At 45.5% G+C, this 12,058-nt stretch carries 12 protein-coding genes; 4 read left to right on the top strand and 8 right to left on the bottom strand.

All coding sequences use genetic code 11. The features are described from left to right. The 6 genes from AC1U9U_RS12545 to ilvE form a co-directional block, all read right to left on the bottom strand. Positions 1-419: aconitase family protein (locus AC1U9U_RS12545; RefSeq protein WP_479960904.1), on the bottom strand; the 419-nt coding region annotated here is incomplete at its 3' end. Positions 420-544: 125 nt separating this feature from the next. After that, on the bottom strand, positions 545-1,549 hold the full coding sequence (gene ilvC / locus AC1U9U_RS12550; RefSeq protein WP_479960914.1) for a ketol-acid reductoisomerase: 1,005 nt from the start codon (positions 1,547-1,549) through the stop codon (positions 545-547). Positions 1,550-1,727: 178 nt separating this feature from the next. Continuing rightward, positions 1,728-2,207: an acetolactate synthase small subunit gene (ilvN, locus tag AC1U9U_RS12555; RefSeq protein ID WP_479960905.1), complete on the bottom strand. Its 480-nt coding sequence runs from the start codon at positions 2,205-2,207 to the stop codon at positions 1,728-1,730. A gap of 4 nt (positions 2,208-2,211) precedes the next feature. Next, positions 2,212-3,900 (bottom strand): biosynthetic-type acetolactate synthase large subunit, encoded by a 1,689-nt coding sequence (gene ilvB / locus AC1U9U_RS12560; protein ID WP_479960906.1) that lies wholly within the window; start codon positions 3,898-3,900, stop codon positions 2,212-2,214. Between the two features lie 3 nt (positions 3,901-3,903). Next, on the bottom strand, positions 3,904-5,598 hold the full coding sequence (gene ilvD, locus AC1U9U_RS12565; RefSeq protein WP_479960907.1) for a dihydroxy-acid dehydratase: 1,695 nt from the start codon (positions 5,596-5,598) through the stop codon (positions 3,904-3,906). Positions 5,599-5,720: 122 nt separating this feature from the next. Further along, entirely contained in the window at positions 5,721-6,599 is an 879-nt protein-coding gene (gene ilvE, locus AC1U9U_RS12570) for a branched-chain-amino-acid transaminase (protein WP_479960908.1), read from the bottom strand. 480 nt (positions 6,600-7,079) lie between these two features. Between ilvE and AC1U9U_RS12575 the strand changes: the two genes are divergently transcribed. The 4 genes from AC1U9U_RS12575 to AC1U9U_RS12590 all read left to right on the top strand — a co-directional run bounded on the left by AC1U9U_RS12575 (position 7,080) and on the right by AC1U9U_RS12590 (position 10,296). Then, the gene (locus AC1U9U_RS12575) at positions 7,080-8,375 is read left to right on the top strand and encodes a homoserine dehydrogenase (RefSeq protein ID WP_479960909.1); all 1,296 of its coding nucleotides are present in this window, start codon (positions 7,080-7,082) and stop codon (positions 8,373-8,375) included. Positions 8,376-8,497: 122 nt separating this feature from the next. Further along, positions 8,498-9,391, top strand: a complete 894-nt coding sequence (thrB, locus tag AC1U9U_RS12580; protein ID WP_479960910.1) for a homoserine kinase — start codon at positions 8,498-8,500, stop codon at positions 9,389-9,391. Between the two features lie 220 nt (positions 9,392-9,611). Then, positions 9,612-10,079, top strand: a complete 468-nt coding sequence (locus AC1U9U_RS12585) for a DUF2975 domain-containing protein (RefSeq protein WP_479960911.1) — start codon at positions 9,612-9,614, stop codon at positions 10,077-10,079. Positions 10,080-10,089: 10 nt separating this feature from the next. Then, positions 10,090-10,296: a helix-turn-helix domain-containing protein gene (locus AC1U9U_RS12590; protein ID WP_479960912.1), complete on the top strand. Its 207-nt coding sequence runs from the start codon at positions 10,090-10,092 to the stop codon at positions 10,294-10,296. Between the two features lie 151 nt (positions 10,297-10,447). Here the strand turns inward: AC1U9U_RS12590 and AC1U9U_RS12595 are convergent, their stop codons facing one another. Then, complete coding sequence (locus AC1U9U_RS12595; RefSeq protein WP_479960913.1) at positions 10,448-11,332, bottom strand: NAD(P)/FAD-dependent oxidoreductase; 885 nt, start codon at positions 11,330-11,332, stop codon at positions 10,448-10,450. Between the two features lie 107 nt (positions 11,333-11,439). Further along, positions 11,440-12,042 carry a lytic transglycosylase domain-containing protein gene (locus AC1U9U_RS12600; protein WP_479960915.1) on the bottom strand — a complete coding sequence of 201 codons (603 nt, stop codon included), beginning with the start codon at positions 12,040-12,042 and terminating at the stop codon, positions 11,440-11,442. Positions 12,043-12,058 lie beyond the last annotated feature (16 nt).

Below are 12,058 nucleotides of genomic sequence, written 5' to 3' on the forward strand. Positions count from 1 at the left end.
CCTACGCCGGTGGCAAAGGCTCCCAAAGCACCGTAAGTACACGTGTGTGAATCTGCTCCGATAATCACATCACCGGGCAAAGTAACTCCTTGTTCAGGAAGTAGACAGTGCTCTACCCCTACTCTTCCCTGCTCCCAGTAATGAACAATCCCTTGTTCTTTGGCAAATTCACGCATGGTTTTGCTTAATTCAGCGGAAGCAATATCTTTATTGGGAGTAAAATGGTCAGGAACTAAGGCGACTTTAGTCTTGTCCCAGACAGTTTCTACACCGAACTTTTCGAATTCCCGGATGGAAACGGGACCGGTGATATCATTAGCCAAGGTCAGATCTAATCTGCCAGTAATCAGTTGGCCGGGTGCGACCGAATCCAGACCGGCGTGTTCAGCAAGAATCTTCTCAGTAATCGTCATTGCCATACTGTCTCAATTCCCCTTTCCTCTCTATAGAACGATGCGCTTTGTTTATTCGAACAAAGCGCACAAAAAATTTGGGTGACCTGATAATGGGAAATTTTAAGGCTAACGAGGAGTTATGGGGCAAATTATATACCGCGTTTTTTGATGAAAGGCATCATAGCACGAAGCTCAGCTCCGACTTTTTCGATTGCGTGCTCAGCATCTTTACGTTCGGTGGCGTTAAAGAAAGGACGGTTGGTTTGGTTCTCTAGGAGCCAGTTCTTGGCAAAGGTTCCGTCTTGAATCTCCGCAAGGACTTTTTTCATTTCTTTACGGGTTTCATCAGTAATGATGCGTTTACCCACTACCATATCTCCATACTCAGCGGTATCGGAGATAGAATAGCGCATCCAACTCATGCCGCCTTCATAGATCAGGTCAACGATCAGCTTCATTTCATGCAAGCACTCAAAATAAGCACTTTCCGGTTGGTAACCGGCTTCTACTAAAGTTTCAAAACCAGCTTTGATCAACTCGGAAACACCACCGCAAAGGACAGCTTGTTCGCCAAAGAGGTCAGTTTCAGTTTCTTCCTTGAAGGTAGTCTCCAAGACTCCGGCACGGGTACAGCCGATTCCTTTGGCGTAAGCTAAGCCTAGATCATAGGCACGACCACTGGCATCTTGATGAACGGCAATCAAGCCAGGCACGCCTGCACCTTCTTCATAGGTTCTGCGAACTAAGTGTCCCGGACTCTTCGGAGCTACCATAAACACATCTACATCAGCGGGAGGAACGATTTGGCCAAAATGAATATTAAAACCGTGAGAGAAAACTAAAGATTTACCGGAAGTAAGATGGGGTTTAATATCTTTTTCATAGACGGCGGCCTGACGCTCGTCGGGAAGAAGTACAACGATCACAGCGGCTTGAGCTGCTGCCTCGGCAACGGTAGCGACTTTTAATCCGGCTTCTTCTGCTTGTTTCCAGCGGCGGGAATCAGGGCGAAGACCGACAACCACGTTAAGACCGGAATCTTTTAAGTTCTGGGCTTGAGCATGACCTTGGCTACCATAACCCATTACTGCAATTGTTTTACCTTGGAGTAATTCGAGACTTGCATCGGAATCATAATACATTTTTGCCATGATAAAAACGCTCCTTCTTGAATCCTTGTGGATTATCTTAATTTGCTTGAAAAACTTTTGATTATGGGCCGAAAAAAATGATTATGGAAAAGTACTATTTCATAATAACATAAACCATCCTGTTCTACAACAGAAAAGAACGTTTATACTATATTTACAACAATTCTGTATCTTCTTATCTTCAACTATCGAGGCGAGTTATGGCGATTTTTCCGGTCCGGACCAGTTCCATCAAGCCAAAGGGACGGATAGTTCTGACAAAAGCATCAATCTTGTCTTCATCTCCGGTCAGCTCCACTGTCAAGTTGCTTCGACCCATATCCACGACCCGGCCCCTGAAAACATCTACGATCTGCAGAATTTCCAGACGGGTATCGGCCTTTACCTTAATGCGGACCAAGGCTAGCTCCCGATCGACAACGGTTTCATTGGTTAAGTCCGTCACCTTGTGGACAACAACCAGTTTGTGAAGCTGCTTAGACACTTGCTCAATGACTGTATCGTCCCCATCAACCACAATCGTCATCCTGGAAATGGCAGGATTTTCCGTCTGGCAGACGGAAAGACTGTTGATGTTATAAGCCCGGCGGGCAAATAAACCGGCTACCCGAGTCAGCACACCTGGGTTGTTTTCGACAAGAACAGCTAATGTATGCAGCATTTCCCTACCTCCCCAGCATTTCTGAGAGTTGTTTCCCAGGTGGAACCATGGGATAAACTACTTCTTCTTCTGAGATTACAAAATCCATCAGCACGGGACCCGGGTGATTGATAGCTTCCAGCAAGGCACCACGAATTTCGGAAACTTCGGTGACCCGTATTCCATGAATGCCGTAGGCTGCTGCGATCTTTATAAAGTCCGGATTGGCTGTAAGCTGAATCTGGCTATAGCGCTCGTCTAAAAAGAGCTTTTGTAACTGGCGAACCATTCCTAGTACTCCATTATTCATAAGAATAATTTTGACCGGAAGATCGTATTGAACGGTGGTGGCCAGTTCTTGAATACTCATCTGGAAGGAACCATCACCCGTTACCAAAAATACCGGTGCATCAGGAGCAGCTATTTGAGCTCCAATGGCTGCCGGTAAACCAAAGCCCATAGTACCTAGGCCCCCGCTGGTAACAAAATGCCGTGGTGCCGGCACAGGATACCCCTGTGCTGCCCACATTTGGTGCTGGCCCACGTCAGTGGCAACTATGGCATTCTCCCCTGCCAATTCTCCCAAGATCTCAATGATCGCTTGCGGGTTTAGAATATCGGGATCGGGAACGGTAGGTTTTTCTTCCTGCCATCGGCGGATTTGCTCCCACCATGCATCGATGTTAGGAGCTGTGACTTTAGGTTTCAAACCTTCCAAGACTAACTTAGCATTACCAACAATGGGAACATCAGTCCGCACTACTTTACCAATTTCTGCCGGATCGATATCAATATGAATAATCTTAGCATTAGTGGCAAAACGGTGCCCTAAGCCACTGGTGACCCGATCATCAAAACGTACACCTATGGCGATCAGGAGATCACAATCATCCACTGCACAGTTGGCCGCAACGCATCCGTGCATACCCACCATTCCCAAAACATTGGGATGGGTGGAGGGCATGCTACCAATTCCCATCAAAGTGGTCACAACCGGGAGATTGGCCATTTCTACTACTTCCTGTAAAACTTGATCTGCTTCTGCCGTTATTACCCCACCTCCGGCATAAAGCACCGGGCGCTTAGACTGGGCAATTGCCCGGGCGGCCTCCTCAATTTGGCCCGAATTTCCTTTAGTAAAGAATTTATAGCTTTTAAGATTTAGCTCAGCGGAATCCGGCACTATATCGGTGGCTGCCAAAACATTTTTCGGCAAGTCGATTAAGACCGGACCGGGACGGCCGGTGCTGGCAATATGAAAGGCTTCCTTGACAATTCGCGGAATCTGCCGAGGATCTTTGACAATATAAGAATGCTTGGTAATCGGTAGGGTAATACCAGCGATATCTACCTCTTGGAAAGAGTCTGTTCCCAAAAGACTGGTGGGTACTTGCCCTGTTAAGACTACGATGGGAATAGAATCCATATAGGCATTAGCAATCCCAGTAACCAAATTTGTCGCTCCCGGTCCGGAAGTGGCGAGACAGACCCCCACTTTACCGCTAACCCGAGCAAAGGCGTCTGCAGCGTGGACCGCAGTCTGCTCGTGGCGTGGCAACAGATGCCGGATAGAGCTATTGATAAGAGCATCATAAATGGGTAAAACCGCACCACCGGGATACCCAAATATTACTTCTACTCCTTCTTGGGCCAAAGCATCTAGTAAAAGTGCCGCCCCTGTCTCATATGTGGTAATTTCCTTCTCTTTCCCCAAGCTTTATTCCTCCTTCACACGTCGTAAGGCCGCTCCTTTTGAAGCAGATTGTACGAAGTAGGCATACCTTCCAAGGTAGCCTTTTCGTAGTTCAGGTTTGAGATGATCCGGTTTGACTGCTTTAGCTGCGAATTCTTGTCTTCGTTGGTTTCTTTCTTCTTCGGAAACAACCCACTCAAGCCGGCCTTTTCCCAAATCAATACGAATGGTGTCCCCATTCTTTAAGAGGGCAATATCTCCCCCGAGAGCTGCTTCCGGTGAAACGTGGCCAATGGAGAGTCCGCGGCTGGCACCGGAAAAACGGCCGTCAGTGATTAATGCCACATCGGCATCAAGTCCCATTCCGGCTAAAGTGGCTGTGGGGCCTAACATCTCCCGCATGCCCGGTCCCCCCTTGGGTCCTTCATAACGAATAACAACCACATCACCGGCTTTTATTTCAAGGTTGCGAATAGCCTCGGCAGCGGGTACTTCACCGTTAAAAACTTTCGCAGTTCCTTCGAAAACAAAATCTTGATTACTTAGAGCCCCTTGCTTAATTACCGCTCCTTCAGGTGCTAAATTACCAAAGAGGATGCGTAGTCCCCCTCTTTGGGAGAATGGGTCATTTTGGGGACGAATAACACTGGAATCTACAACTTTAGCCCCTTGCAGACGCTCTGCCATAGTTACTCCGGAAACAGTTATTACCGAACCATTGATTAAATCGGCATCCAGGAGTTGTTTAAGAACGGCGCTGACCCCGCCGGCCTCATGCAAAGCTGCTAAGGGGGTCTCGGATGCAGGAGCAAGCTTACAAATTTGCGGAGTTTTTTCGCTTACATCGTTAACCTTGCTTAGCTCCCAAGCAATATCCCCTTCATGAGCGATGGCCGGAAGGTGAAGAATGGTATTGGTAGAGCATCCCAGAGCCATATCCAAAGCTACTCCGTTTTTCAAGGTTGTTTCTGTCACAATATCCCGAGGCCGAATATTTTGGCGGAAAAGCTCCATCACTTGGTAACCGGTTTCTTTGGCCAACACCAAACGCTCCGAGTAAACTGCCGGAATAGTACCGTTGCCCGGTAAAGCCATACCGAGGGCTTCTGTTAAACAATTCATGGAATTAGCCGTAAACATACCGGCGCAGGACCCACAGGTTGGACAAGCTTTTGCTTCCAATTCATGAAGCCAAGCTTCATCTTTTTTACCGGCGTGTACTTGGCCGACACCTTCAAAAACCGTACTCAAAGTCACTGTATTTCCTTCAAAACGTCCCGGCAGCATAGGACCGCCACTGACCACAATAGCCGGTAAGTTTAAACGCATGGCAGCCATCAGCATTCCCGGCACCACTTTGTCACAGCTGGGGATCAGGACCAGAGCATCCAGCTGATGTCCCTTGGCCATAATTTCTATGGAATCAGCGACAATCTCCCGGCTAGCCAATGAATAGTGCATCCCTTCATGGCCCATGGCAATTCCGTCACAGACAGCCACGGTGGAAAACTCAAAGGGTGTTCCGCCGTTTTCCCGAATTCCGGCTTTCACAGCTTCAGCCACTTGTCTTAGGTGCATATGCCCCGGTACTAATTCAGTAAAAGAATTCACTACGCCAATAAAAGGTTTGCTTATTTCACGATCGGTAAGTCCCAAGGCTTTTAAAAGTGAACGATGTGGGGCCCGATCAATTCCGTTCTTTACAGTATCGCTGTTCATTTTTCTCCCCCGCTTTACCATTAATCTCTATTCTGCTTAACCCAGTAATATTTTCCTCTTTAAATTATATACCAATCAGTATCAAACTCTCGATAACACATTTTAGTCTGCGGGTAAAAAACTTACTCATTAATAGGAGTCCCATCCACCAGGGTTAAGGCTCGGAATTTCTCCAAGAGTCCTTTGAAGACTGCTCCCGGTTTACCATCACCAATCACCCGACCATCGGCTTTAACTACAGGAATCAATTCAGCCGCAGTCCCGGTCAAGAAACATTCCTCTGCGTTGTAAACATCATGACGGTTAAAGAGCTCCTCCCGCACTTCGAGTCCTGTTTCTTTTGCTAAAGCGATAACAGCGTTGCGGGTAACTCCTTCCAAGCACCCCGCTGAGAGAGGAGGTGTGAGCAGTGCTCCCCGGCGAAGGATGAAGATATTATCGGCAGTGCCTTCAACCACATATCCCTCTTGGGTCAGCATAATGGCTTCGACTACTCCTGCTTGGGTGGATTCGATTTTTGCCATAATATTGTTTAGATAATTTAGGGATTTAACCCGCGGACTAAGAGAATCCGGGTTAGTCCGGCGCACGGCTACGGTTTTAACCTCCAGACCGTTTTCATACATCTCTTGGGGATAGATCTTAATTTGATCGGCAATGCAGATGATGGTTGCTCCGGCACAGTTATTAGGATCCAACCCTAGATCGCCCACACCCCGAGAAACTACTAAGCGAATATATGCATCATCAAGGTTATTCTTGCGAAGGGTACTGCAAACAACCTCTTCCATCCCTTTCTTAGTAATCCCGATATCCAGCATAATGGTCTTAGCAGATTCATATAAACGATCCAGGTGCTCAGCCAATTTAAAAACACGTCCATGATAAGCCCGAATACCTTCAAATATTCCGTCTCCATATAAAAAACCATGATCAAATACAGAAATCTTGGCCTCTTCTTTCGTTACATAATCGCCTTTAAGGTAAATTAGCTTTTCCATAACTGAACCTCTCCTTCAAATTAATAGAAATAATTAGAACATTTTTTCTCTAAATCCCTTAGAGAAATTATAGAACTTGGCTTCCAGTCAAGATTCCAACTAAGAATGCACATTTTTACATCTTCGTAATATCTTAATTAGATTAGGGCTTAAAAATAATATAAAGCTATTACTAGGATAGTATAAAAAACGAGCGGTGTTCCTAACCCAATAGAGGAACTTTCCGCTCGGGTTTTTTCTGCCCACGGTGTAAATCCATGCCCCGGATTCTGTACCGCTCGGACCAGACGGATTGGCTCCCGGAACCCTAGGTACACTTCCTACTGTTATAATACATTTTTTTATTTATGCTAAGTGTATAATACACGAATTAGAGTGTCAACCCATAAATGAAAAACTCTTGTCAAAGAAAAAAAACCATATTATAATGTCCACAATACAGATACATTTGTTTTTAAGAAAGGGATTGGAGGAAAATTCATGCAGGTCGTTTCGATCGGATTATTAGGTCTTGGCACCGTTGGTAGCGGCGTAATTCAAATTCTTGAGCGAAATGCTACCGATATAGAGAACCGTTCCCAAACAAAAATTAAAGTAGCGAAAGTTCTCGTCCGTAATCTCCAGGCTCCCCGCAAAGTGGCCGGTGATTATATCCTGACCGACCAAGCCGCTGATGTTCTTACTGATCCCGACATCAGCGTGGTAGTGGAAGTCATGGGAGGCATCGAGCCCGCCCGGACTTATATATTGGAAGCTTTTAAAAACGGCAAAAATGTAGTCACCGCTAACAAAGATCTGCTGGCTATTCATGGGCATGAGCTCTTGGAGGCGGCTAAAGAAGCCGGTAAAGACCTTTGTTTTGAAGCCAGTGTAGCCGGTGGTATTCCCATTATCGCTGCTTTAAAGCAGTCTTTGGCCGGTAACAAAATCTCTGAGGTCTTAGGGATTATCAATGGAACCACCAACTATATCCTGACGGCCATGACCGAGCAAGGCCGGGATTATCACGAAGTTCTTAAGGAAGCCCAAGAACTAGGATACGCAGAGGCAGATCCCTCTGCCGATGTGGACGGCTTAGATGCCGCACGAAAACTGGCTATCCTTGCTTCCATCGCCTTCAATTCCCGTGTCACAGTTAATGATGTTTATGTGGAAGGAATTGCGAAGATCACTGCCGAAGATATCGCCTACGCCAGAGAGTTAAACTCCACGATCAAGCTGTTGGCTGTGGCCAAGTCTCAAGCCGACGGCATCGAAGTGCGGGTTCATCCGGCCTTTGTACCAAATACCCACCCCTTAGCAGCGGTCAGTGGTGTTTTTAATGCTGTCTATGTAGTCGGAGATGCTGTAGGTGAGACCATGTTCTATGGCCGCGGTGCCGGTAGTTTGCCTACCGGAAGCGCGGTGGTTTCCGATATCATTCAGGTAGTGCGGAATATGAACACCAACTCTACAGCCAACATCAATTGTACCTGTTATAATGAATTAAACATTAAAAGCGAACAAGATTTTCGAAGCGCCTTCTATATCCGGCTGCGGGTAAAGGACGAACCCCGAGTATTAGCTACTTTGGCTTTGCTTTTTGCTGAAGCCAGTGTTAGCTTTGCCTCCATTATTCAAAAGCAGAAGAAACGCCATGAGGCGGAAATCGTCCTTGTCACCCACCCCTGCCAAGAATCCCAACTCCGGGAAGCCTTAGATTCTGTCCGAGCCTATAGCAAGGTTCTCTGTATAAATAACGTGATTCGCTTTGAATCAGGGGAGTTAAATGATTAGATAATGAAAAGGTACTATTGGGTCAAGATACTTCACTGCGTTCAGTATGACCTTGAGTGAGTGTCATACTGAGCAAGGCGAAGTATCTTTAGTCTAAACATTGCAATATTAAGGAGGATCATATGGTTCGTGTCAGAATACCCGCCACCTCTGCTAATTTAGGGCCAGGCTTTGATTGTCTTGGCATGGCCCTTTCCCTCTATAACTTTGTGCAAATTGAAGATAACGATAATTTTGGGATTACCTTAGCCGGTGATTATACCACAGGCCTAGCCGCAGATGAGACTAATCTGGTCTGGCGGTGCATGTGCACTTTATGGGAAGCCATCGACTTTAAGGTTCCTACTGTATCACTGGTGTTGGAGAATAATGTCCCCCCCACCCGCGGCTTAGGCAGCAGCTCTGCTGCCATCGTGGGCGGGCTTGTGGCAGCTAATGAATATGCCGGAGGTGTCTTAAGCAAACAGGAAATCCTCCAGCTGGCCAATCAAATCGAAGGACACCCGGATAATGTGGCCCCTGCCCTTTTAGGTGGCATTACTCTGGCTGTCACCACCGAAACCTCGGTAATCGCCCGTACTTTACATTCCAATCCTCAATTTACAGCCCTGGCGATCGTCCCGGATTTCCACCTTTCCACGGAAAAAAGCCGCAAAGTGCTTCCTGCTTCCCTTTCCCGCGCCGATGCGGTCTTTAATCTTTCCCGGACAGCCCTGCTGGTAGAAGCACTTATCCACGAGAACTTTGATTTACTTAGGGAGGGAATGCAGGACCGCCTCCATCAAAACCAGCGGGCAAACCTTGTACCGGGATTAGCCGAAACCCTGCAGGTCGCTCTCGAAACCGGGGCATACGGTTCCGCTCTTAGTGGCTCCGGTCCAACTATCCTAGCCCTTGTCTCACCGGACAAGGCGGCGAAGGTATCCCAAGCCATGATAGATTCCTTAAGCTCCCATGGGCTACAGGCTAAAGCATATACCCTTACCGTTGATTCGGAAGGGGCAGCAGTAATATAATGTTATAGGTCACGAGAATTTGTTAAAGAGGATTCTTCACTTCATAATGAAGAATCCTCTTTTTGTGTTCAGCCTGTACTCTTTACCTGTGTTAGGACATATCATGTCTAAGCACCCCATACTTACGAGCAAATGTTATTGATAATTGATAAATATATATTGACATTCGATAAAATTAATCGTATCATCTGGATATAAAATCAAAATAAGGAGGTTTAATATGACCGGAAAATCTGTATCGTATTTTCTTCAAAAATTCTTAAATGTAGTCTTAGTATTTTTAGTATTTTTCGCTCTGTATTTTACACTATATCCATTTATCAATGAACAAGCTATAAACGCCGATAAAATTATTGCCGGTATTTTTGCCTTTATTTTTTGGGGTACAGCGTTTTTTATGATCTACGAACTTAAACGGATAATATCTACTATAGTTTCAAGAGAACCATTTTGTACAAGAAATATTAGCAGATTCCACAATATCGCAGTATGTATTTTAATATTAGGCGTATTGGACGTCTTAAGTAACCTTCATTCTACCCAAGGATTTATTCTTATAAGAACACCCTCTTTTACGATAAAGCCGACAATCTTTATTTATATTATTTTAGGTTGCCTAGCCTTAATTCTTAAAGAAGTGTTTAAAATGGCACTTGAGATCAAGAATGATAACGATCTTACGATATGAGGAGTAAACTATGCCTATAGTTATAAATTTGGATATCATGATGGCTAAACGCAAGATATCCCTTGGGGAGTTAGCCGAGAGAGTTAACATTACTAATGCGAATCTATCGATATTAAAAAATAATAGAGCAAAGGCGATAAGATTTTCTACACTTGAAGCCATTTGTCGTGAACTTCAGTGCCAACCGGCTGATTTGTTAGAGTATAGGGAAGACTAGATACACTGTAAATGTAATTTGACATTGTGAGTATCTATCTGGCGCAAATATGGTTGATGCTAGAGGAGCGTTATCCTCTCTTAGGAGTAAGTATTTTAAATAAGGATATGATAAAGGGGAAATTCGTTTAGGAATCTCCCCCTTTTTGTATTCACTTACTTTTTTTCATCTCATCCAGATACTTGATGGCATTAAGGGCAGCGGTTCCACCTTCCCCTACTGCTTTGTTCAGCTGATAGGGTTGTCCTGTGCAGTCTCCCGCGGCAAAGAGCCCGGGAATACTTGTTTCTAAATCTCGATTGACCTTTATGGCCCCTTTCTCCATTTCCAGCCCTGGGGCGATTTGTTCAGCGGGCAGGCTTTCCCGCAGGACGAACACACCATCCACAGCGATTTCCTCCGTATCCAAGATCAACTTCTCCACCATTTGGGTCCCGAAAATCTCCTTGATCCTAGCCTTTTTCTGAATGATTCTTGGGTCGAGCTGCCCCACCTCTTTGTAGAAAGGCAGGTAATAGACTTCTGAGCAAATCTCGGCCATAAAGTTGGCCTCGGCTTCTCCCTCATGACTATAGGAGACTATGGCTACTTTTTTTCCCTTGTACAAAGGGCCATCGCAAGTGGCGCAATAGCCCACCCCTCTGCCCAGGAGTTCTGTCTCACCGGGGAGCAGTTTCGTAGGTGATACTCCTGTAGCCAAAACTACAGCTTCCGCCTCAAAGGATTCATTATTGCCTACAATGGTAAACGGTGGTCCGGGGTAAATATTAAGAACCTTCCAGGGAATTATCTCAATTCCCATAGCTTTTAGATGTTTAAAAAAGTTTTGCCGTAGTTCTTCCCCATTAATTTCCGGATAGCCCAGATAGTTATCAATCTGAGGTGCTTTGGCAAGTTTGGGACTGCAAAAGTCACTTCCCAAAAGGACAAAGTCTTTATTTCTAATCTTGGCATTGAGGGCTGCGGACATCCCTGCCGGTCCGCACCCGATAATCGCTAGTTGGTAATGGGATTTTAGTTTTAACTCTTCACTCATTATGTAAAACCTCCTTCGAATAATTCTTACTATTGAAGCTATACCTATACGGGGTAATCACTACGCTTAGTGTATCAGTTTTTTAAGAATTAATAAAGAAACACGCTTCATTTGAGGCGTGGTTCTTTTATACCATAGAGTTCCTTATATTCAGCATAGTTATCCATAACCCGATCTACATATTCCCTGGTCTCACGGAAAGGAATATCCTCGGTATTTAAATCATCCACCTTGAGCTGCTCTGTTCGAATCCACTCATTAACATGACCCCGTCCCCCATTATAGGCGGCCAGGACGAGCTCGATATCCTTAAACTCCTTTTGCAAGCTGGCTATGTACCAGGTTCCATATTGAATGTTCATTTCCGGTTCTCGTAGTTTGCTTTGATCAAAGCCCCCATCTCCGATAGTTTCTGCTATCCACTTAGCTGTATCCGGCATTAGCTGCATCAGCCCTAGAGCTCCTTTATGAGATTGGGATTGGGGCAGGAATTTACTCTCGGCACGAATCACCGAAATTACCAACAATGGGTCAACACTGTATTGCTCAGCGTACTGTTCGATTAACGTCCGGTAAGGATAAGGATAAAGCAATTTCTTAATAGGCGGGGCTTGGTACACTAAGGTCAGAGCAACTATTAACAAGATCAGGGTAAAAAAGAAACCTGATCTTCTTTTTTTACGCCGCACTTTAAACCCTTTCTTTCTCATGGGTACTCCTTGATTT

It is taken from the genome of Desulfitobacterium sp., from assembly GCF_982384815.1.